The following is a 20178-nucleotide window of genomic DNA, read 5'->3' on the forward strand; positions in this document are numbered from 1 at the left end:
CACCGCTGACAATTGGACCCGTCAGGGTCGAACGAGGACGGTGACCATCATCATGGCGATCGCGAAGACGGCGATCTTCCAGAAATCGCGGCGCTGCCTCAGGCCCGGTAAGCCGATCGGCCAGATCAGCTGGATGGCCATCGCCAGAAGCAGAATGATCGCCAGCGCCTTCGACATATCCAGCCTATCCTCAGGGGACGTTCCCCAACCCGGCGAAGCGTCACACCGCCGTCACCTTGTCGTCGCATGTAGCGCACGCGCAGTCGCGGCACACACCTGCTTTTGATCCCACAATTCGATATCGATTCTCGGGACGATGCATTAGAGGGCTATTGTTTCCGCCGCCGATTTGCAATGACCGGCTGGACAGAATCCGGCTGGCAATTCAGGGCACGCCGCCCTAACTTGCTGACGGCAGAACGATTTTCGGATGGATGATGAGAAAAAACCTGCTCCCCGTCGCCTCTCTCCTGCTGGGCACGCTGTTTCTCTTCCTGGGCAACGGCCTGCAGGGCCTGCTTTTGCCGGTCAGGGGCACGGCCGAGGGCTACCCCACCACCATCCTCGGCCTGATCGGCACCTCGTGGGCCGCGGGCTTCGTGCTGGGCTGCTTCTTTGCACCTAATGTCGTCAAGCGCATCGGCCATGTGCGCGCCTTTAGCGTCTTTTCGTCGCTGATCGCCATCGTCGCGCTGATGACCGGCATTCTGATCGACCCAACCTGGTGGCTGATCCTGCGTGCGCTCACTGGCTTTGCCACCGCCGGCACCTCGATGATCATCGAAAGCTGGCTCAACGAACGCGCCACCAATGAGAGCCGCGGCGTCATCTTTTCCCTCTACATCGCCATCACGCTCTTCGGCGTCGTCGGCGGCCAGATGATGATCCCGTTCGGCGATACCTCGACCAGCACGCTCTTCATGATCTGTGGCATTCTCTATTGCGTCGCGATGCTGCCGACCCTTTTGTCGAAGGCCGCCACGCCGCAGCCGCTGAAGCAGGTCCAGCTCGACCTGCGCGGGCTCTATCGCAATTCCCCGGTCTCGTTCCTCGGCATCCTGCTCGTCGGCATCGCCAATGGTGCCTTCGGCACGCTCGGCGCCGTATTCGGCCGCCAGGCGGGCCTCTCCGACAGCACCGTGGCGGCGATGATGAGCGTCGCAATCTTTGCCGGCGCCGTGATGCAGCTGCCGGCCGGACGCCTCTCCGACCGCATCGATCGGCGCTACGTGCTGGCCGCCCTTGCCGGCGTCGGCGCGCTTGCGGGTCTGCTGATTTTCCTGGTGGAACCCACCCAGGTCTGGATCGTGCTGACACTGATCGCGATCTACGGTGCCGCCGCCAACGCGCTCTACCCGATCGCCGTTTCGCATGCCAACGACTTTGCGACCGCCGAGGATTTCGTCAAGGTTTCCGGCGGCCTGCTGCTGCTCTATGGCATCGGCACCATCATCGGCCCGACCATCGGCGGCCCGGTCATGACCGCGACCGGCCCCTATGGGCTGTTCATGATCACCGCATGTGCCCATATCCTGATCACCGCCTACGCCATCATCCGCAGCCGCATGCGCGCGCCGGTGCCCGTCGCCGAGCGCGATGCCTTCTCGCCGATCAATGCCGGAACGGCGATGACGCCCGAGAGCCTGCAGCTCTCCCCGCGTGCGGCCCCCTTCGATGAGACACACGATCAGGACGTCGAGATCGACCCCGAACAGGAGGAGAAGCCGAATGGGCCTGTTTGACGAAGACCAGCCAAAGAAAAAATTGGTACATGAAATCGGCAGCGACCTGTCGTTGCTGTCCGTTGACGAACTCACCCTGCGCATCGCGCTGCTGAACGAGGAAATCGGTCGGCTCGAGGCGGAACGCGAGCGCAAATCGGCGAGCCGGTCGGCGGCCGAAAGCCTGTTTCGCTGACGGCGGCACAAGGACAATCGGCCCGAAACGACGCTTGTTTAACTGTATATTAAGCATTCTCTGCGATTGTCTGATCATCCGGAGCTTTCCGGACTCAGACAATTTCTCCGACTGGCGAATGGGTCTGATTTTTCTCCCTGTTTTACCTTGAGAGCCGCTTTCCGCGGCTCTTTTTTTGTTTTGTCATACGGCGCTGCAAAGAATTGTGGAGATTAACCCTTTCTTAAGAATGCTCTTGCGTGAAATGCGCTATGGCATCATTCTTCAGGCATAGAGGCCGGCAAGGAAACTTTTCCCAAAGCCGCCCGTTACCCGACTGTCGTGATGCGTTTGAACCAGGGAAAACAGGTCATGTCCGAAAGAGGATTGAATACCGTCAGTTTCGCGGGGCACGCGGCGGCGTCGGCGCAGTTCAAGGCGCTCTATTCGGAAGGCATGGGTCTGGTCGAAGAAACCGCGAGCTATCTCGATGGTCCCGGTCGCCTGGCATCCAAGGTCCTGCCGCGCATGGCATCGGTCCTCTACGCAGCAGAATCCATGCGGCTCACCACCCGCCTGATGCAGATGGCATCGTGGCTCCTGCTTCAGCGCGCCGTCAACAATGGCGAGATGAGCCGCGATCAGGTCCTTTCGGAAAAGAGCAAGGTTCGCCTCGACAGCTTCAACGTCGACCGCAGCGCACCTGGCTGGAGCGAGCTTCCGGAATCGTTCCGCGACCTCATCGAGCGCTCGCTGCGCCTGCAGAACCGCGTCGCCCTGCTCGACCGCGAGATCTATCGCCCGCAGGAAGCCTCGACCTTCGTTCCGGACAACCAGAACGGCGTCAAGGCACAGATCAAGCTACTGCAGACAGCCTTTGGCACCAACTGATTTTGAAGATTTTCGGCAGTTTGCTGCCAGCGAAACAGACCCGGCCTTGGAGCCGGGTTTTTTCATGCGCCGATCAGGCACGCCCGCATTTCACAGGGATCGAAATCCCCTCCTGGATCGGAAACGGAAATCAGAACAACAAAAAGCCCGGCAGAGCCGGGCTTCGAATACGCGCCAAGAGAGCGTGCGATTAGAGGCCGAGGCCTTCGAAGCGCTTCTTGAACTTGGAAACGCGGCCGCCGCGGTCCATGAGCTGCTGGTTGCCGCCCGTCCAGGCCGGGTGCGACTTCGGGTCGATTTCCAGGTTCATGGTGGCGCCTTCCGAACCCCAGGTCGAGCGGGTTTCGTATTCGGTGCCGTCAGTCATGACCACCTTGATCAGGTGATAGTCGGGATGGATATCTGCCTTCATAACGATCTTCCTAGAGTTCCGGGGTCCAATTGTCGCAAGGCATTGCGACTTCGAGACCGAACACGTAAATGAAGCCGCGGACCGCCTGATGGGCCACGGCTTCCCAATTCGATGCCGTGCCTATACATCAAGGTCTGCGGGATAACAAGTGCCGCGCGGAAGACTCATGGGCAAACCCGCCCCCTCCGTGATTGGCGAACGGGGGTCATGTGTCCGAACGAGAAAACCAGTCGCCAGCGCGCAAATCCATTCGCCCTCTCGCAACGCTGCTGCCATACCTCTCGCGCTACCGCTATCTGGTCATCGGCGCCGGAATTTCGCTCGTAACCGCGGCGATAACGACCCTGACGCTGCCGCTCGCCGTCAGGCGCATGGTCGACAACGGCTTCTCCAATTCCGATAGTGGCTTCATCAATACCTATTTCGCGATGCTGATGATGCTCGCCATCATCCTCGCCTTGGCGAGTGCAGCGCGCTACTACTTCGTCATTACGCTTGGCGAACGCATCGTCGCCGATCTCCGCCGCAACGTCTTTCAGCACGTCACCCGCCTTTCAGCGTCGTTCTTCGACGTCAACCAGTCGGGCGAAATCGTCTCGCGGCTGACCGCCGACACCACGCAGCTCAAGTCCGCCGTCGGTGCGACGGCATCGGTCGCCCTTCGCAACCTGATCCTGTGTCTCGGCGCCATCGGCATGATGGTCTATACCAGCCCGAAGCTGTCGAGCCTGGTGCTGGCGGCAATTCCGGTGATCGTGTTTCCGCTGGTCGGCTTCGGCCGCTCCGTGCGCCGGCGCTCACGCGAGGCGCAGGACACGCTGGCAACGGCATCGGCCTATGCCGGCGAGGCGATTGCCGCCTCGCGCACCGTTCAGGCCTTCAACAGCGAAGACATCGCCAACAACCGCTTCGGCACAGCGGTCGAAGATGCCTTCGGCGCCGCGCGCTCGGCGATCAAGGCGCGTTCCGTTTTGACGGCCTTTGCCATTACCATGGTGTTCGGCAGCGTTGTCGCAGTGCTCTGGTTCGGAGCGCGCGACGTTCTGGCAGGCAATCTCTCGGCCGGCACACTCAGCCAGTTCCTGCTTTATTCGGTCTTTGCCGCCGGCAGTCTCGGCTCGCTGTCCGAGGTCTGGGGCGAGCTTTCGCAGGCAGCCGGTGCTGCGGAGCGGTTGAACGAACTGCTAACGGAAGTTCCTGATATCAAGGCGCCGGCAAATCCTGTCGCTCTTCCGTCACCGGCGCTTGGCGCCATCAGCTTCGGCGACGTCTATTTCGCCTACCCGGCACGTCCCGATTACAAGAGCCTGAACGGCCTGAGCTTTGCGATCAAGCCCGGCGAAACCGTTGCCATCGTCGGCCCGTCCGGCGCGGGCAAAAGCACCGTGTTCTCGATGCTGCTGCGGTTCTACGATCCGGCGAAGGGCGCCGTCACCGTCGATGGCGTCGATATCCGCACCGTCGACCCGAAGGATCTGCGCGCCCGCCTGGCGATCGTGCCGCAGGACGTCACCATCTTCGCCTCCTCCGTTCACGACAACATTGCCTTCGGCCTGCCTGGTGCTAGCCGCGAGGCCGTGCGCGCTGCAGCCGTCGCCGCCCAGGCCGATGAGTTCATCGGCCGGATGGAAAAGGGCTACGACACGCTTGTGGGCGAGCGCGGCATCACGCTCTCCGGCGGCCAACGCCAGCGCATCGCCATTGCCCGCGCCATCCTGCGCAATGCGCCGATCCTTCTGCTCGACGAGGCCACCTCCGCACTCGACGCCGAAAGCGAAACGCTGGTGCAGAAGGCGCTCGAAGGCTTGCTGCATGAGCGCACAACCATCGTCATCGCCCATCGGCTCGCAACCGTCCTGAAGGCAGACCGTATCCTCGTGATGGAGCACGGCCGGGTGGTCGAAGAGGGAACGCATGCCTCGCTGATCCGCCAGGACGGGCTCTATGCGAAGCTGGCCCGGTTGCAGTTCAACCACGGCGCCGAAGAACTGTTCCTGAGCCCAAACAAGTAATACAAACTCGACGATAGTCTGATGCCGGCATGCCCGGCACGCCATTGCAGCTGGAAAGTCGGCCCCTATTCTATAGGTGCCGGCTTTTTTTGGCCGCCATGACAGACGCGGACTGTCCAGGGAGGACCCTCATGACGTTTTCGAACTTGACCCGGCGAGCAGCGCTTGCCCTCGGTTTCACTGCACTCACCGTTTTCGGATCCGGCACCCAGGCAAGCGCTCAAGGCTTTCCGGATCGCGCCGTCACGCTCGTCGTTCCCTTTGCCGCCGGCGGCTCGACCGACGTGGTGGCGCGCATCGTGGCGCAGAAGATGTCGGAAGATCTCGGCCAGCAGGTCATCGTCCAGAACGTCGCTGGCGCCGGCGGCAACCTCGGTGCCGACAATGTCGCGCGCGCCGATCCGGACGGCTACACGATCCTCATGGGCACGGTCGCGACCCACGCGCTCAACCCGCTGATCCTCAAGACCAAGCCCTACGACCCGGAAAAGGACTTCGCGCCGATTTCGCTTCTGGTGGTCGTGCCGAACGTGCTGGTGGTCAATTCGGAGCTGCCGGCCAAGACCGTCGAGGAACTGCTGGCGCTCCTGAAGGCCAAGCCCGACGAATATGCCTACGCCTCGTCGGGTAACGGCACGCCGTTGCACCTCTCCGGCGAACTCTTCAAGAAGATGGCGGGCGTCAACATGCAGCATATTCCCTACAAGGGTGCAGGCCCGGCGCTGAACGATGTCATCGGCAACCAGGTGCCGATCATGTTCGACAACCTGCCTTCCTCCTCCGGGCACATCAAGGCCGGCACCTTGCGGGCGCTTGCGGTGACCACGGCCGAACGGGCGCCCTCCTTCCCCGATGTGCCGACAGTCGCTGAGGCCGGCATTCCGGGCTACGAAACCTACACCTGGAACGCGCTGTTTGCGCCTGCCAATACGCCAGAGCCGGTTGTCGCGCGCCTCAACGAAGCCGCCAACAAGGCGCTTGCCGATCCGGCCGTGGTCGAACGCATGAAGGAGTTCAGCGCCACCATCGTCGGCTCGACGCCTGCGGAGCTCGGCGCGCACGTGAAGGCGGAACTGGCAAAGTGGACGCCCGTCGTTCGCGACGCCAACATCCAGATGGATTGATCCCAAGCCATCTGATCCCATCGGGCGGATCAGCCCCTCATCCGGCTGCCGCCACCTTCTCCCCGCATGCAGGGAGAAGGGACATTGCCGCGCGAACTGATTTGACCTCGCATGCAGCGCCTGACGGCGACATGCCTCCCATGTCCACCCCAACGGAAGTAGGGACATGGTGGCACATGCTCCCAACATGGAGCGCTTTCCTCTCATGCAGAATCATTGAAGTGCTGCCCCTCGCGCACGCCTTGAACGAAAACGCTTCACGTTTGCCTGGAAAGGTTCTGCCGCCACAAGCAGTGGTCCCGCCGCAGCACACGTCCCCTCTCCCCGCTTGCGGGGAGAGGGCTAGGGTGAGGGGCAGGATATACGGACAACGATAGCCGTTTGGGTTCGCTCAAGCCGCCCCGGCAGCGCCCCGCCCGGCCACCCGACCGGAATAGATGCAACCGCCGAGAAACGTGCCTTCGAGGGCGTTGTAGCCATGCATGCCGCCGCCGCCGAAGCCTGCGACTTCGCCTGCCGCGTAAAGCCGCGGTACCGGCGCGCCGGATTGTTCGAGCACCTGACCCGACAGGTTGGTCTGCAAACCGCCGAGCGTCTTGCGCGTCAGGATGTGCAGCCGGACGGCAATCAGCGGCCCGGCCTTGGGATCGAGCAGGCGGTGCGGCTTGGCGGTGCGCAGCAGCCGGTCGCCGCGGTAGGATCGGGCGCCGCGGATCGCCGTCACCTGCGCGTCCTTCGAGAAGGAATTGCTGATCTCGCGGTCGCGCGCCTCGATCTGCTCGCGCAGGTGATCGAGCGAAAGCCGGTTTTCGCCGGTCAGCGCATTCATCGCCGGCACGAGATCGTCGAGCCGGTCGCGAACGATGAAATCTTCACCCTTGTCCATGAAGGCCTGTACCGGCCCGGGAGGGTTCTTGCCCAGGCGCTTGAGAAGAAGCGCGATGCTCTTGCCGGTCAGGTCAGGATTCTGTTCGGAGCCGGAGAGCGCGAATTCCTTCTTGATGATGGCCCGCGTTAGGATGAACCAGCTGTAGTCATGACCGCTGTCGCGAATGGCCTTGAGCGTGCCGAGCGTATCAAATCCCGGCATCGCCGGTGCGGAAAAGCGGTTACCATCGGCATCGCACCAGAACGACGAGGGACCGGGCAGGATGCGGATGCCGTGATCCGGCCAGATCGGGTCGAAGTTCTTCAGGCCTTCGGTATAGTGCCACATGCGGTCGGAATTGATCACCGAGCCGCGAGCGCGTGACGCTATCTCCAGCATCCGGCCATCGACATGGTGCGGCACGCCGCAGACCATCGTCGCCGGCGGCTGGCCCAGCCGCTTGCGCGGCCAGTTGCGCCGCACCAGCTCCTGGTTGCCGCCGATGCCGCCCGAGGTCACGATGACCGCACCCGCCGATATCTCGAAATCGCCAGCGACATCGCGTGAGCTGCGCTGACCGCGGCCAACCGGATCGGCCTTGAGCACCGACCCTCGCGCACCAGTCACCGCCCCATCCGTCGTTACCAGCTCATCGACGCGGTGGCGGAAGCGAAAGCGCACGAGGCCGCGGCTTTCGGCCTCGCGCGTCAGCCGCACGAACGGCTCGAGCACGGCGGGCCCAGTGCCCCAGGTGACGTGGAAGCGCGGCACCGAATTGCCGTGGCCATGGGCAAGGCCGCCGCCGCGTTCGGCCCAGCCGACGACGGGAAACCAGCGCATGCCGAGCGAATGCAGCCAGCTGCGCTTCTCGCCGGCAGCGAAATCCAGATAGGCATCGGCCCATAGTCGCGGCCAGTGATCTTCCGGCCTATCGAACTGCGACGAGCCCATCCAGTCCTGGCGGGCAAGCTCTCGGCTGTCCCTGATGCCCATGCGACGCTGCTCGGGACTGTCGACGAAAAACAGGCCGCCAAGCGACCAGAAGGCCTGGCCGCCGAGGTTTTGTTCGCCCTCCTGATCGAGGACGATTACCTTGCGACCAAGGGCTGCTGCCTCCGACGCCGCCACAAGGCCGGCAAGCCCGTCACCGACCACGAGTACATCACAATCCATCCAAGGCGCCCTCCCCTGCGTCCCCGAGGAATGCAAGCGCCTTCCTCGCATCCCCAGGAATACAAGGCCCTCTCCGGCATTCCCGAGCATGCAGGCGTCGCGCAGCCCTCGGTCGCAAGTGTTACGCGTACGTCAAGGTCAATTCAAGGGCGCTAGATCAAGAGGCCGGGCCGGCGACATCCCGGTCAGCCCGCCTATTTCTCGGTCAGCTTCAGCTCGATGCGACGGTTCTGCGACCGCGCCTCGACGCTGTCGCCCTCGGCGATCGGCTGATACTCACCGAAACCGGCGGCAACCAGCCTATCGGCCGGCACGCCCATCGAGATCAGGAACTTGACGACGGATGTGGCACGGGCAGACGAAAGCTCCCAGTTGTCGGCATAACGGCCGGTGCCGGAAAGCTGGACGTTGTCCGTGTGCCCGTCGACGCGCAGCACCCAGTTGATCTCGGCTGGAATCTCCTTGGCGAGATCGAGCAGGGCCGAGGCAAGCTTGGCCATTTCGGCCTGCCCCTCAGGGTTGAGTTCGTTGCCGCCCGAAGGGAAAAGCACTTCGGACTGGAAGACGAAGCGGTCGCCGACGATGCGGATGTTTTCGCGATCAGACAGGATTTCGCGCAGCCGCCCGAAGAAATCGGAGCGATAGCGGTTCAGCTCCTGCACCCGTTGCGCCAGCGCGACATTCAGGCGGCGGCCGAGATCGGCGATCTTGGTCTGCGACGACTGGTCCTTGGCCTCGGATGCCTGCAGCGCCTCTTCGATCGCTGCGATCTGGCTGCGCAGCGCCGCGATCTGCTGGTTCAGCAGCTCGATCTGGCTCATGGCGCGAGCACTGGTCTGGCGTTCGGCATCAAGCTCGGCGCCGACGCGTCCCAGCTTCTCGTTGGCCGCATCGGCACTGCCCTCGCCCTTGTCGAGCAGGGCCTGAAGGCGCGAGCGCTCGCCTTCCGACTGGGAGAGTGAAGCCTGGAGATTGGCAAGCGAATCCTCGAGATCCTGCTTGCCGCTCTTTTCAAGCGCCAGGAGCTGCGTGAGTTCGTTGATCTGGCTGTTCAGCCGGGTCAGCACCTCGTCCTTACCGCTGATCTCGCGGCTGAGCAGGAACTGCGCCAGCACGAAGACGCTGAGCAGAAACATGATCGACAAGAGCAGCGTCGACAAGGCGTCGACGAATCCCGGCCAGTAGTCGATCGTGCGCTGTGTACGGCCTTTGCGGGCAAGCGCCATGGATCATTCCCCTCCGGTGTCGTCCGCATGGCTGTGTTTGGCCTGCGATCCGGATTTCTCGCCGTTAACCGTAATGCGCTCGGAGTGGCCGATGCGCGTCGTCAGCTTGTCCAGCGTCTTTCGCATGGCCTTGGCCTCTTCCTGCTGCGCCTCGATCCAGTCGCGCAGCATCTGCTGCTCGCCACGCATGTTCTTGACCAGCCCCTGAATGCCTTCGGCAAGGCTCGCCATCGCCGCCGTCGTGCGCTGGTTGGAGCCACCTTCATGGTTAAGGCGGACGAGCTGATCCGTCAGGCGCTTCAGCTCCTCGACCGGCGCACCGGAAGGCAGGTCGCCTGTCATGGACAGTTCCGACCCGACATCGGTGACGGAGGACAGCCAGTTTTCAAGCTCGGTGTAGAAGCGGTTCTGCGCCCGGCCCGCCTGCAGGTCGAGGAAGCCGAGGATCAGCGAGCCGGCAAGACCGAAAAGCGACGTCGAGAAGGCCGTTCCCATGCCGGTGAGCGGCGCCGAAAGGCCTGTCTTCAGGGCGCCAAGCACGTCTTCGGTGCTGCCGGATCCGGCGTCCAACGACTGGATGACGGTGTTGATCGAGCCGATTGTACCGAGCAGGCCCCAGAACGTGCCGAGCAGGCCGAGGAAGACGAGAAGGCCGGTCAGGTAGCGCGTGGTATCGCGCGATTCATCCAAGCGCGTTGCAATCGAGTCCAGGATCGACCTGAGCGCCGTCGTCGAGATCGCCGTCTGGCGACCGCCGATCAGCGCGCGCATCGGCGCCAGCAGGACGGGATCGCGTCCGACTTTGTCGGCGCTGCCGGCGGCGCGGAACGAATTGAACCAGCGCACTTCGGGGCGAAGCCCGAGCACGTGATTGAACGCCAGGAGGATGCCGATCAACAGCACCCCGAGGATCAGCCCGTTGAGGCCCGGATTGGCGAGAAAGGCATTGTGTGCCTGCCGAAAGAGGATCGCGCCGACGAAACCGACAATGATCAGGAAGATCACCATGGTCCAGAAAAAATGCATGGGGCTCGAAAGCTTATGCGGATTGTAATCTGCTTCCACGCCTTCCCGACCGTCCCACCCGGACAGATGCAGTTTCGTCATGGGTATACCATTCTCCCGGTTGCATTTGGCGGAACGGTGCCGCGACGCGTCGGAGCCTACTGCATAATTCCTCAAATCGGAATCGAATTAAGGAGAAAGTTATACAGCCGGTTTGGAGCGCCGCAGCGTCCATGGCGCGTGATGTTTGACGCGGGGCGCCTTAGGCGAACTTTGCGCCGAAATGAAGGAAAAACAAAAGCCTCCGATGCGTGGAGCAACGGAGGCTTGGCAGCCGTGAAACGAACGGTCGTTGATTATTTCGTCGGGATCGGACGGTGAACGACGTCGCGCAGCGCCTTGGTGATGTACTCGTTGCCGCAGACGATCGAACCTTCGTCGACCGGCTTGGAGCCGCCGTCGATATCCGTCGACCAGCCACCGGCCTCGCGGATCAGCAGCACGCCGGCCGCAATGTCCCAGGCTGCAAGGTCGCGCTCCCAGTAGCCGTCGAAACGGCCGGCAGCGACATAAGCGAGATCGAGCGAAGCCGAGCCCATGCGACGGATGCCGGCGACTTCGCCCATCACGTGACGCAGCTCGATCAGGTATTTGCCGTGATTGCCGCGGCCGAGGTGCGGTGTGCCGGTGGCAATCACCGCATCCGAGAGCGCCTTGCGCGCAGCCACGCGCAGACGACGGTCGTTGAGGAAGGCGCCACCGCCGCGCTCGGCCGTGTAGAGTTCGTCCGTCGCAGGGTTGAACACGACGGCACCGACGATCTCGCCCTGGCGTTCAAGCGCGATCGAGACAGCGAAATGCGGAATGCCGTGCAGGAAGTTGGTGGTGCCGTCGAGCGGATCGACGATCCAGCGATGGGCGCCATCGGTGCCGATGATCTCCTCGCCTTCTTCGCCGAGGAAGCCATAGGTCGGACGCGCCTTCAGCAGTTCTTCGCGGATCAGCTTTTCGGCCTTACGGTCGGCCTGCGACACGTAGTCGCCCGGTCCCTTGAGAGAGACCTGCAGGTTCTGTACTTCACCGAAATCGCGCGCGAGCGACTTGCCGGCCTTGAAGGCGGCCTGGACCATGACATTGAGAAGAGCTGAACGGGCCATCTGGCGATCCTTGTGAAGCGAAGGCCGATCGAGCCTTCTCGATCGGACATTGAACCTGTGTGACGAAACGCGAAACGCCTGCCGTTCGGGCAAGGCTTGTCATCGAGTTCCATCGTCAAAAAACCGAGTGAAGATCACTCCGCCCTGGGGCGGGCCGGAAAGCCATGGCGCCAGGGGCTGAAATCGGGGCTTCAAGACCACAAAAGCCCCGGAAGTTCAAGAGAAATAGCACCTGGCTCCACCGAACGGTCGAGATTCAGGCGCCTGCAGCGCCGCTCGTCTTATTAGACGCGCAAAGGTCGCTGTAGCACTTTGATCGTTGCTGCATGTTTTATCCCTAAATCGAATATGATTTAAGGAAACATCCAGATGAATGCAGGTCAGGTCGAGCGAAACTTGTTGGCCGCGCTGAGTGCCGCCTTCTGTTGCTGCTCGTTGAGACCGAGGTAGAAGTCTTCCAACGCATCATCCTTGAGGCCGGCGCGGCGCGACAGCACATACCACTTGGCCGCTTCGACCGGATTGGGCCGGGTGCCGATGGCATTGACATAGAGATGCGACAGCCGGTTCTGCGCCACGACATTGCCGCCTTCTGCCGCCCGCTTCATCCAGCCGAAACCGTCCTCCAGGTTGCGTTCGCCGGCGATGCCTTCGATCATCCAGATGGCGATGTCGAGCTGCGCCGTATCATAACCGGCATGGGCAGCGCGAAGCAGCCACCCTCTCGCCCTTGCCCGCTTGCCGTCGTCGATGCCATCGACGTTAAGGTAGATCTGCGACAGCGCATATTGCGCGTCGGCAATGCCCTGCTCGGCCGATTTCTCGTAGTAGGGCATCGCGGCCTTGAGACCCTTGGGCCCGGGGCTGTCGGCCACCAGCGTCTGCCCATAGTTGAACTGGGCCGACGCATTGCCGAGATCGGCCGCCTTCTTCATCAGTTCTTCGGATTTCTTCCGGTCGCGCTTGACGTAACGCCCTTCCATCAGGATGAGCGCATATTTGAACATCGCCGCCGGGTTGCCGTTTTCTGCCGCCTGTCCGTACCAGAACGCCGCCTGCTTGGCATTGCGCACGACGCCAAGGCCTTGTTGCAGGATTTCTGCAACGAGCGTCTGGGCCGCCGGATCGCCAAGCTGGGCCCGCGGAAGCGCCAGATCCATCGCCGTCAGATAATAGCCCCGCTGGAAAGCGCCGTAGGCTTCGTCGACCTTGCCGGCAAACGGTTTTTCCGCCGGCAAGGCCGGCAACTCCGCGCCCATGCGATCGAAGACATTCACGCCTTGCGACGGCACCGTGCCGTCTCCGGCCTTCTTCTTTTCCAACGGATCACCCGGTTTGCCCCCAGGCTTGCCGGCGACCGTGCCGCCTTCCGGCATGGCGGCTCCATTGAAGGGCGTAATGCGGCCGCGTTTGCCAGCGCCACCGTCATCCGCCTTGACGCCTTGCTCCTGTGTTGCGGCAGGCTTCTCCTGCGCAAGAACCGGCTGCTCTTGTGCAGGAACTGCTTGTTCCTGCACGGGAACCGGTTGCTCCTGTGCAAGCGCCGGCATCGCCGCGGCAGCGGCGGCGGCAAGGAGGGCAACGCCCCAGCTGAGCTTTGAAGGCAGTCGGTTCAACATCGACACGTCTTAATCTTCAAACCGTGGCGCTTTTTCGTCAAGAAGCGCGTTGACGGCAGCAACGACCGACGGCGCCTGCTCGGGCTCGGCGAAGACGGCCAGCCGCAACGCCACGAACTCGGCGCCGGTTTCCGCGGCTGCCAGCGCCGATTGTGGATCCGTGCCACCCATGACGATGCAGGGGATCTCGATCATCGAGGCCCACCATTCGGCAAGCGCCAGGTTCTTCGGATGTGCATCCGGCTTGATGTCGCCATCGGTCTTGCCGAAGAACACGTAGTCCGGGCGCACCTCGCCAACTTCCAGCGCGTGATGGCGGTCGGCCGCATTGCCGCCGCCGACGATGAGCTTCGGCGTGTGCTTCTCCACCGCCTCGCGAAGCGCTTCGGCATTGCCCGAGATGTGCAGGCCATCGGCCTTGGCGCGACCGGCCACGCGGCTGTCGCCGTCGATCAGCGCAGCAGCGCCTGCCTCCTGGATGATCGGTACGAGAAGCTCGGCGTGTTTCTGGAACTCGCCATCGTCGAGGCCGTATTGCGGCACGATCACCGAAGCGACGTCGCCGCCCTTCAGGGCGTCGGCAAGCACCTTGGCGCGTTGCGCCGGATCGGCGATCTCAGGTGCGATCAGCACCAGGCGGCAGCGTTCACTTGTCTTGCTCATGACATCCATTTCCGGCTGTGCCCGCCATCAGGCGGAAACCAGCGCTCGATTTCGTTTGGGAAAACCGATAGACGGAGACGTCAAAAGGATCAACCGCCACCGATGCTTCCCGACCTGGACTTCTATCTCGTCGCCATCCCGGCGGTTCTTCTCGTTGGCCTCTCCAAGGGCGGCATGGGCGAGGCTCTTTCGCTGATGGGCGTGCCGATCCTGTCGATGGCGGTCTCGCCGGTGCAGGCGGCCGCATTGCTTTTGCCGATCCTGATCGCGATGGACGTCGTTTCGCTCTGGATGTGGCGCAAGCGTGGCGATCGCAAAACCCTCATCATGCTTTTGCCCGGCGCCATCGCCGGCATTCTCATCGGTTGGGCCACATCAGCCTATGTCTCGCGCGATCTTCTGCGCCTGATCATCGGCCTCATCACCGTGCTGTTTGTGCTGCGCTATGTCTACAATGTCTGGCGCACGCGCAATGGGATAACCATCACGCCGAAGCAGCAACGGGCGGGACCAGCGACGCTCTGGGGCTCGTTTGCCGGCTACGGCAGCTTCGTCGCCCATGCCGGCGGGCCGCCCTTCCAGATCTACGCCCTGCCGCTGCAACTCGATCCGCGTGAATATACAGGCACGATCGTGCGCTTCTTCGCCATCCTCAATGCCGTCAAGCTGATCCCCTATTTCGCGCTGGGACAGCTCGACATGAGCAATCTGAAAATCTCGGCGACGCTGTTTCCGCTGGCGATGGCCGCCACCGTCTGCGGCGCCTTCGTCGTTCGCCGGATGAAGCCGCAGATTTTCTATCCCTTCATGTATGGCATGGCCTTTATCGCCGGACTTAAACTGCTGTGGGATGGGCTCAACAGCCTGCTGGCCGGCGCTTGAAGGCAACAAAAGCAAATCGTCATGTTGCAAGGCAAAAGACAAATACCGCAATGCACAATTTTCTTGCTGCCCTTGAAGAATTCGCCTAACGTCGTCTCATGACCATCGCGGACCCTTTCGATGCCATCGCGGATCCCAACCGGCGCTACCTGCTGGAGGAGCTGCGGCGTGCACCCAAGACGGTCAACGAATTGGCCGTGGGACTGCCGATCAGCCGCCCGGCGGTATCGCAGCACCTCAAGGCTCTGCTGGATTGTAAGCTGGTTTCAGTTTCGGCCAATGGCACTCGGCGTATATACGCCATCAACCGCCCCGGCTTCGACAGACTCAACCTTTGGTTGGACCAGTTCTGGGCGTGATCCGCTGGTGGAAGCGTAACCGACGCCTGACACAAATCGACCGGGTCTCAAACCCGGTCGAGCGATCCGTATATTCCGTTGAGGGGATTGTTTGTGAACCTTGTTGCGTCGTCTCCTTGGAGAGGACACCTCCCGTTGTTACTGGGAAATACCGTTCATAATCAGTGAGTCGAGGAGCGAAGCCTTTCGATTTCGTCCTTGATGCGCAGCTTCCTTCGCTTGATGTCGCTGATCATTTCGTCCTCGGTGGACGGCTGGTTCATTGCTGCATGGAGCTCCTGCTCCAGTGCGCCATGTTTTTTCTCAAGCGTTGCAAGATGAGCCTCAATGGTCATTGGCAGTCCCTTCCTTTTGCTTGCATCCGGCAGGTAAATGCCGGATGTTCCATGGTTGTAACCTTACTACTGTGCCACGCCATTTTTCATTTGTCGAAGGCGAAATGATGACGACGGATAACTTCCCGTTACCGCCCAAGATGTGATAGAGCGGCGCATGAAATTCCGGTTCGAGGAGGACTTCGCAACCGGGCTGATGGGGATCGCTTTGCATGCCGGACCAGGACCAGGCCGAACTCAGATTGACCGCCGCGCGGCTGAGGCAGGAACATGAAGACTATGATGCTGCCATCAACGCCATGATCCAGACCGGCTGCGATGCGCTGAGAGTTCAGCGCATGAAAAAGAAGAAGCTGGTCATCAAGGACAAGATCACCAAGATCGAAGATCAGATCATTCCCGACATCATCGCCTGAAGCGGAACCTTAAAGACGTGCTCGACACCACGACCCCACCCGTCGCCATCATCATGGGAAGCCAGTCCGACTGGGAGACGATGAAGAACGCCGCCGATACGCTCGACGCGCTCGACATTGCCTATGAAGCCCGCATCGTCTCTGCACACCGCACGCCTGACCGGCTCGTCAGTTTCGCCAAAGGTGCGCGCGACGAAGGCTTCAAGGTCATCATCGCCGGCGCCGGCGGCGCTGCCCATCTGCCTGGCATGTGCGCCTCGATGACGCCACTGCCGGTCTTCGGCGTGCCCGTGCAGTCGAAGGCGCTCTCCGGCCAGGACAGCCTTCTCTCCATCGTGCAGATGCCGGCCGGCATCCCTGTCGGAACGCTGGCGATCGGACGCGCTGGCGCCGTCAACGCAGCACTGCTGGCCGCAGCCGTTCTGGCGCTCAGCGACAACGACCTGGCCGACCGCCTCGATGACTGGCGCGAGCAGCAGACCGTTGCCGTTGCGGAATATCCGGTAGACGACGCATGACCACCATCGGCATCATTGGCGGCGGCCAGCTCGGCCGCATGCTGGCCATGTCTGCTGCACGGCTGAACTTTCGCACCATCATTCTCGAGCCGCAGCCCGACTGCCCGGCAGCGCAGGTCGCCAACGACCAGATCGTTGCCGCCTATGATGACGAGAAGGCGCTCGACGCCCTGGCGGCCGCCTGCGATATCATCACCTATGAATTCGAAAACGTGCCGGTCGCGGCCGCCGAGCGACTTGCGCGCGCCCGGCCGGTGTTCCCACCGCCCAAGGCGCTGGAAGCCGCCCAGGATCGTCTGGTGGAAAAGCGCTTCCTCAACGACAGCGGCATCGTCACCGCCCGCTTCCACGCCGTCGACAGCCAGGCCGACCTCGAGGCAGCGCTTGCCGACTTTGGCGGCTCCGGTGTCTTGAAGACCTGCCGCCTCGGCTATGACGGCAAGGGCCAGCGCGTGTTCCGCTCCGGGCAGGACAGCCCGCAAGGCGCCTTCGCAGCACTCGGCTCCGTGCCGCTGATCCTCGAAAGCTTCGTGCCGTTCGAACGGGAAATCTCCATTATCGCAGCCCGCTCCGTTGATGGTGCGGTCGGCTGTTATGATCCGGCAGAAAACGTTCACCGCAACGGCATTCTTCACACCTCCACCGTGCCCGCCGCCATCGGCGCGGCGACCGCGGAAGCTGCGCGTGTTGCGGCCAAGGCGATCCTCGATGCGCTCGGTTATGTCGGCGTCATCGGCGTTGAGTTCTTCGTGCTTGCCGATGGCAGTCTCGTTGCCAATGAGATGGCGCCGCGCGTGCACAATTCCGGCCACTGGACGGAAGCAGCCTGCATCGTTTCGCAATTCGAGCAGCACATTCGCGCCGTCGCCGGCCTGCCGCTCGGCAATCCTGTCCGCCACTCCGACTGCGTGATGCAGAACCTGATCGGCGACGACATCGACGACGTGCCGGCATGGCTTGCCAAGGACAACGTCTTCGTCCATCTCTACGGCAAGACGGAAGCGCGACCGGGCCGCAAGATGGGTCACATCACCCGCCTGACGTGAGCCTCAAAGCCACAGAAATGCGGGGCAAGCTGCCAAAATCCGGCGTCTTGCGGTTGACACAACTGGGGTGACACGGTATTTGCCATCCCACCTTACGGAGCGCGCTGCATGGCGCGCTTTTGATTGTTAGAAATACCGGGCGAATTTTGTTTCCCCGAAACCTGCGGATCAGGAAAATGAAGATCAAGAATTCGCTCAAGTCGCTGAAGACCCGTCACCGCGAAAACCGTCTGGTTCGTCGCAAGGGCCGGATGTACATCATCAACAAGCAGAACCCGCGCTTCAAGGCACGTCAGGGCTGAGGCCCAGACTGGTTTCTGTTTGGCACCTCGCTTCGGCGATGTCCCAGAATTGATTTTGAAACTATTCCGTGGCGAGCTAACATGCTCGCCATGCGAGTTTTTGTACCCTTGATTCTGGCGTGCTCCGCCCTTCTCGCCGCCTCGACTGGAGCCGGCACCCTGGCTTTCGCCGCAGAGGCAGCGCCGCAAACCGAGGCCGCGAGCCTCACCAGTCCCAAGCAACGGCTGGACGGCCTGTTTTCCGACCTGAAAAAGGAACGGGACGCCGACAAGGCGCGCGAAGTCGCCAACCAGATCCAAATGGAATGGCAGGATTCCGGTAGCGCCACCGTCAATCTGCTGATGCAGTGGGCCGACAAGTCGATCACCGACGACAAGCAGGCGGCAGCCCTCGATATTCTCGATCAGGTCATCACGCTGGCGCCGAGCTATGTCGAAGGCTGGAACCGCCGCGCGACGCTGCACTACACCATGGGCAACTATCGCAAGTCGATGTCGGATATCAATCACGTCCTGTCGCTGGAACCTCGCCACTTCGGCGCGCTCGCCGGTATGGCCTCCATCCTTGGCGCCGCCGGCAAGGACGAGCTGGCGCTGAGGGCCTGGGAGCAGTTCCTGGCGATCTATCCAGCCGACCGCAAGGCGCAGGAGCGGCTGGGTGAGCTGACCGAAAAGCTCGCGGGCAGCAAGACGTAGACCGTCCGGATGCCGAAGCAGGCGCTGCCCCGCGATGATACCTTCTACGGAAATGGCCACGATCCGCACCCCTGCCATGGCTGCGCGTCGGTTCATGGAGCCGATCTGGCTGGAATGGCACAGCGCCCGCATGGCGATGCGCCATCACACCATCGCAATGGTCATGCGGGCGCACAAGCTTGTTTCTGGCCCGCGTGCTGGCCGTCGAAGGGTTGGATGCCTCGTGGCAAAGCGGCACGCCGCGATTGTCTCATGAAGGCCCGGAACCGGGTGATTTCGTCTTCCTCAGCGATACAAACTGGCAAAGCCATGCCTGGGTCGAATGCGGAAACCTCATCGTCGATGTTACCGCCGACCAATTCGGTGCGCCTCCTGTGGTCGTCATCAGCCGGCACGACCGCCGCTATAGCAAAGGCGACCGCGACACGGCCCTGCCGGAGTTCGTTCGGGCGCGTGAGCGCGCCGGCGACGAAATCTGGCCATGATGGCTTGGCATGAGCTTTGGTAGATCGGCATCCGCCAGTTGGACCTTTGACACTGCCGAGTAAGAGGATCCACCGAGACAATGATTCTAGCCGCCCTGCTCATCGCCGCCCTCATGCTCGCAGGCATTGCCTTTAGCCTGCACAGTGCACGAGGCATCAGCGCGCGGTTCCCGAACACGGGTCAGCTGATCGACGTCGGCGGCTTCCGCATGAACAGCGTCCATTTGCCGGCAACGCCAACGGCAGACCTTGCGCCGCTCGTCTTCATCCACGGCGCCAGCGGCAACCTTCTTGACCAGATGCATGCCTTTGCATCCGCCTTCGAGGGGCGCGCGGAAATGCTGTTCGTCGATCGGCCGGGCCACGGCTACTCCGAGCGTGGCGGACGGAAGAATGACCGGCCCGACGGCCAGGCAGATGCGATTGCAAAATTGATGGAGAAAAGAGGCATGGCCCAGGCGATCATCGTCGGCCACTCCTTCGGCGGGGCGATTGCCGCAAGCTTCGCCCTTCGCCATCCGGAAAAGACGGCTGGCCTCGTCTTGCTGGCGCCGGCGACCCATCCTTGGCCGGGCGGCGTCGACTGGTATTATCGGCTGACGGCCCTGCCCTATGTCGGTTGGCTGTTCGCCCACACGCTCGCCGCGCCGATCGGCCTCAGGCGGATCGACAGCGGCACGCGTTCCGTCTTCTATCCCAATCCCCGGCCTGCCGACTACATAGACAAGACGGCCCCGCACCTGGTGCTGCGGCCACTGGCTTTTCGCAACAACGCCGTCGATGTCGCCAATCTTCATGCCTATGTCAGCGAGATCGCGCCGCGATATCGGGAGATAGCCGCACCGACGATCATCGTCAGCGGCGACAGTGACGACATCGTGCTGGCCGACGTCCATTCGCGCGGGCTGGCGCGCGACATTGTCGGATCTGAACTGCTGTGGATCGGCAACCTCGGCCACAAGCCCGACTACGTCGTGACCGATGTCGTCGTTGCCGCCGTGGAAAAACTCTCCGGAAGATCGATCGACCTCGACAAAATAACAAGGCGGGCCGAAGCCCGCCTTATCGTGCAGCCCAAAGAGTTGCGCTAGCC

At 62.3% G+C, this 20178-nt stretch carries 23 protein-coding genes; 14 read left to right on the top strand and 9 right to left on the bottom strand.

Annotation, left to right across the window (positions count from 1 at the left end):
* Positions 1-21: 21 nt before the first annotated feature.
* Positions 22-177, bottom strand: a complete 156-nt coding sequence (locus HT585_RS21960; protein WP_176354938.1) for a hypothetical protein — start codon at positions 175-177, stop codon at positions 22-24.
* A 260-nt stretch (positions 178-437) separates the two neighbouring features.
* Between HT585_RS21960 and HT585_RS21965 the strand changes: the two genes are divergently transcribed.
* The 3 genes from HT585_RS21965 to rcdA all read left to right on the top strand — a co-directional run bounded on the left by HT585_RS21965 (position 438) and on the right by rcdA (position 2787).
* Entirely contained in the window at positions 438-1742 is a 1305-nt protein-coding gene (locus HT585_RS21965; protein WP_176354939.1) for an MFS transporter, read from the top strand.
* Entirely contained in the window at positions 1729-1917 is a 189-nt protein-coding gene (locus HT585_RS21970) for a DUF1192 domain-containing protein (RefSeq protein WP_176354940.1), read from the top strand. Before HT585_RS21965 ends, HT585_RS21970 begins: the two co-directional genes overlap by 14 nt.
* A gap of 351 nt (positions 1918-2268) precedes the next feature.
* A complete protein-coding gene (rcdA, locus tag HT585_RS21975; RefSeq protein WP_077500665.1) occupies positions 2269-2787 on the top strand; it encodes a protease adaptor protein RcdA in 519 nt (172 codons plus the stop codon).
* A 190-nt stretch (positions 2788-2977) separates the two neighbouring features.
* Here the strand turns inward: rcdA and rpmE are convergent, their stop codons facing one another.
* A complete protein-coding gene (gene rpmE / locus HT585_RS21980; protein WP_053249635.1) occupies positions 2978-3199 on the bottom strand; it encodes a 50S ribosomal protein L31 in 222 nt (73 codons plus the stop codon).
* A gap of 209 nt (positions 3200-3408) precedes the next feature.
* Here rpmE and HT585_RS21985 point away from each other — a divergent pair, with 209 nt between their 5' ends.
* Positions 3409-5211: an ABC transporter transmembrane domain-containing protein gene (locus HT585_RS21985; RefSeq protein ID WP_176354941.1), complete on the top strand. Its 1803-nt coding sequence runs from the start codon at positions 3409-3411 to the stop codon at positions 5209-5211.
* 131 nt (positions 5212-5342) lie between these two features.
* Positions 5343-6335 carry a Bug family tripartite tricarboxylate transporter substrate binding protein gene (locus HT585_RS21990; protein WP_176354942.1) on the top strand — a complete coding sequence of 331 codons (993 nt, stop codon included), beginning with the start codon at positions 5343-5345 and terminating at the stop codon, positions 6333-6335.
* 391 nt (positions 6336-6726) lie between these two features.
* Here the strand turns inward: HT585_RS21990 and HT585_RS21995 are convergent, their stop codons facing one another.
* The 6 genes from HT585_RS21995 to HT585_RS22020 all read right to left on the bottom strand — a co-directional run bounded on the left by HT585_RS21995 (position 6727) and on the right by HT585_RS22020 (position 14046).
* Positions 6727-8376, bottom strand: a complete 1650-nt coding sequence (locus HT585_RS21995) for an FAD-binding dehydrogenase (protein WP_176354943.1) — start codon at positions 8374-8376, stop codon at positions 6727-6729.
* A 194-nt stretch (positions 8377-8570) separates the two neighbouring features.
* A complete protein-coding gene (locus tag HT585_RS22000; RefSeq protein ID WP_176354944.1) occupies positions 8571-9602 on the bottom strand; it encodes a peptidoglycan -binding protein in 1032 nt (343 codons plus the stop codon).
* A 3-nt stretch (positions 9603-9605) separates the two neighbouring features.
* The gene (locus HT585_RS22005) at positions 9606-10709 is read right to left on the bottom strand and encodes a MotA/TolQ/ExbB proton channel family protein (RefSeq protein ID WP_176354945.1); all 1104 of its coding nucleotides are present in this window, start codon (positions 10707-10709) and stop codon (positions 9606-9608) included.
* A gap of 254 nt (positions 10710-10963) precedes the next feature.
* On the bottom strand, positions 10964-11764 hold the full coding sequence (locus HT585_RS22010; RefSeq protein WP_176354946.1) for an inositol monophosphatase family protein: 801 nt from the start codon (positions 11762-11764) through the stop codon (positions 10964-10966).
* Positions 11765-12144: 380 nt separating this feature from the next.
* A complete protein-coding gene (locus HT585_RS22015; RefSeq protein ID WP_246707843.1) occupies positions 12145-13383 on the bottom strand; it encodes a tetratricopeptide repeat protein in 1239 nt (412 codons plus the stop codon).
* A gap of 9 nt (positions 13384-13392) precedes the next feature.
* Entirely contained in the window at positions 13393-14046 is a 654-nt protein-coding gene (locus tag HT585_RS22020; RefSeq protein ID WP_176354947.1) for a thiamine phosphate synthase, read from the bottom strand.
* Positions 14047-14148: 102 nt separating this feature from the next.
* On the opposite strand from HT585_RS22020, the gene HT585_RS22025 reads away from it, so the two are divergent.
* Positions 14149-14928 carry a sulfite exporter TauE/SafE family protein gene (locus HT585_RS22025; protein WP_176354948.1) on the top strand — a complete coding sequence of 260 codons (780 nt, stop codon included), beginning with the start codon at positions 14149-14151 and terminating at the stop codon, positions 14926-14928.
* 98 nt (positions 14929-15026) lie between these two features.
* A complete protein-coding gene (locus HT585_RS22030; protein ID WP_176354949.1) occupies positions 15027-15287 on the top strand; it encodes an ArsR/SmtB family transcription factor in 261 nt (86 codons plus the stop codon).
* Between the two features lie 161 nt (positions 15288-15448).
* On the opposite strand, the gene HT585_RS22035 is transcribed toward HT585_RS22030, so the two are convergent.
* Positions 15449-15622, bottom strand: coding sequence for a YdcH family protein (locus HT585_RS22035; RefSeq protein ID WP_065780944.1), 174 nt, complete (start codon positions 15620-15622; stop codon positions 15449-15451).
* Between the two features lie 212 nt (positions 15623-15834).
* Between HT585_RS22035 and HT585_RS22040 the strand changes: the two genes are divergently transcribed.
* The 7 genes from HT585_RS22040 to HT585_RS22070 all read left to right on the top strand — a co-directional run bounded on the left by HT585_RS22040 (position 15835) and on the right by HT585_RS22070 (position 20176).
* Positions 15835-16038, top strand: coding sequence for a YdcH family protein (locus tag HT585_RS22040; RefSeq protein WP_077500646.1), 204 nt, complete (start codon positions 15835-15837; stop codon positions 16036-16038).
* Positions 16039-16091: 53 nt separating this feature from the next.
* Positions 16092-16556: a 5-(carboxyamino)imidazole ribonucleotide mutase gene (purE, locus tag HT585_RS22045; RefSeq protein WP_038576471.1), complete on the top strand. Its 465-nt coding sequence runs from the start codon at positions 16092-16094 to the stop codon at positions 16554-16556.
* Positions 16553-17602: a 5-(carboxyamino)imidazole ribonucleotide synthase gene (locus tag HT585_RS22050; protein ID WP_176354950.1), complete on the top strand. Its 1050-nt coding sequence runs from the start codon at positions 16553-16555 to the stop codon at positions 17600-17602. The genes purE and HT585_RS22050 overlap by 4 nt, the downstream gene beginning before the upstream one ends.
* Positions 17603-17778: 176 nt before the next feature.
* Positions 17779-17904 carry a type B 50S ribosomal protein L36 gene (gene ykgO / locus HT585_RS22055; RefSeq protein ID WP_053249625.1) on the top strand — a complete coding sequence of 42 codons (126 nt, stop codon included), beginning with the start codon at positions 17779-17781 and terminating at the stop codon, positions 17902-17904.
* An 81-nt stretch (positions 17905-17985) separates the two neighbouring features.
* The gene (locus HT585_RS22060; RefSeq protein ID WP_176354951.1) at positions 17986-18600 is read left to right on the top strand and encodes a tetratricopeptide repeat protein; all 615 of its coding nucleotides are present in this window, start codon (positions 17986-17988) and stop codon (positions 18598-18600) included.
* A gap of 179 nt (positions 18601-18779) precedes the next feature.
* On the top strand, positions 18780-19085 hold the full coding sequence (locus HT585_RS22065) for a hypothetical protein (protein ID WP_176354952.1): 306 nt from the start codon (positions 18780-18782) through the stop codon (positions 19083-19085).
* Positions 19086-19165: 80 nt separating this feature from the next.
* Positions 19166-20176, top strand: coding sequence for an alpha/beta fold hydrolase (locus HT585_RS22070; protein ID WP_176354953.1), 1011 nt, complete (start codon positions 19166-19168; stop codon positions 20174-20176).
* Positions 20177-20178 lie beyond the last annotated feature (2 nt).

The organism is Ensifer oleiphilus (assembly GCF_013371465.1).
Lineage (GTDB): Bacteria > Pseudomonadota > Alphaproteobacteria > Rhizobiales > Rhizobiaceae > Ensifer > Ensifer oleiphilus.

Coding starts and splice junctions, on each gene's coding strand:
- HT585_RS22000 (WP_176354944.1), bottom strand. CDS start 9,602: ATGGCGCTTGCCCGCAAAGGCCGTACACAGCGCACGATCGACTACTGG.
- HT585_RS21995 (WP_176354943.1), bottom strand. CDS start 8,376: ATGGATTGTGATGTACTCGTGGTCGGTGACGGGCTTGCCGGCCTTGTG.
- HT585_RS21990 (WP_176354942.1), top strand. CDS start 5,343: ATGACGTTTTCGAACTTGACCCGGCGAGCAGCGCTTGCCCTCGGTTTC.
- HT585_RS21970 (WP_176354940.1), top strand. CDS start 1,729: ATGGGCCTGTTTGACGAAGACCAGCCAAAGAAAAAATTGGTACATGAA.
- HT585_RS22010 (WP_176354946.1), bottom strand. CDS start 11,764: ATGGCCCGTTCAGCTCTTCTCAATGTCATGGTCCAGGCCGCCTTCAAG.
- HT585_RS21960 (WP_176354938.1), bottom strand. CDS start 177: ATGTCGAAGGCGCTGGCGATCATTCTGCTTCTGGCGATGGCCATCCAG.
- rpmE (WP_053249635.1), bottom strand. CDS start 3,199: ATGAAGGCAGATATCCATCCCGACTATCACCTGATCAAGGTGGTCATG.
- HT585_RS22015 (WP_246707843.1), bottom strand. CDS start 13,383: ATGTTGAACCGACTGCCTTCAAAGCTCAGCTGGGGCGTTGCCCTCCTT.
- HT585_RS22005 (WP_176354945.1), bottom strand. CDS start 10,709: ATGACGAAACTGCATCTGTCCGGGTGGGACGGTCGGGAAGGCGTGGAA.
- HT585_RS22060 (WP_176354951.1), top strand. CDS start 17,986: ATGCTCGCCATGCGAGTTTTTGTACCCTTGATTCTGGCGTGCTCCGCC.
- HT585_RS22020 (WP_176354947.1), bottom strand. CDS start 14,046: ATGAGCAAGACAAGTGAACGCTGCCGCCTGGTGCTGATCGCACCTGAG.
- HT585_RS21965 (WP_176354939.1), top strand. CDS start 438: ATGAGAAAAAACCTGCTCCCCGTCGCCTCTCTCCTGCTGGGCACGCTG.
- rcdA (WP_077500665.1), top strand. CDS start 2,269: ATGTCCGAAAGAGGATTGAATACCGTCAGTTTCGCGGGGCACGCGGCG.
- HT585_RS22070 (WP_176354953.1), top strand. CDS start 19,166: ATGATTCTAGCCGCCCTGCTCATCGCCGCCCTCATGCTCGCAGGCATT.
- HT585_RS22035 (WP_065780944.1), bottom strand. CDS start 15,622: ATGACCATTGAGGCTCATCTTGCAACGCTTGAGAAAAAACATGGCGCA.
- HT585_RS22030 (WP_176354949.1), top strand. CDS start 15,027: ATGACCATCGCGGACCCTTTCGATGCCATCGCGGATCCCAACCGGCGC.
- HT585_RS22040 (WP_077500646.1), top strand. CDS start 15,835: ATGCCGGACCAGGACCAGGCCGAACTCAGATTGACCGCCGCGCGGCTG.
- purE (WP_038576471.1), top strand. CDS start 16,092: ATGGGAAGCCAGTCCGACTGGGAGACGATGAAGAACGCCGCCGATACG.
- HT585_RS22025 (WP_176354948.1), top strand. CDS start 14,149: ATGCTTCCCGACCTGGACTTCTATCTCGTCGCCATCCCGGCGGTTCTT.
- ykgO (WP_053249625.1), top strand. CDS start 17,779: ATGAAGATCAAGAATTCGCTCAAGTCGCTGAAGACCCGTCACCGCGAA.
- HT585_RS22050 (WP_176354950.1), top strand. CDS start 16,553: ATGACCACCATCGGCATCATTGGCGGCGGCCAGCTCGGCCGCATGCTG.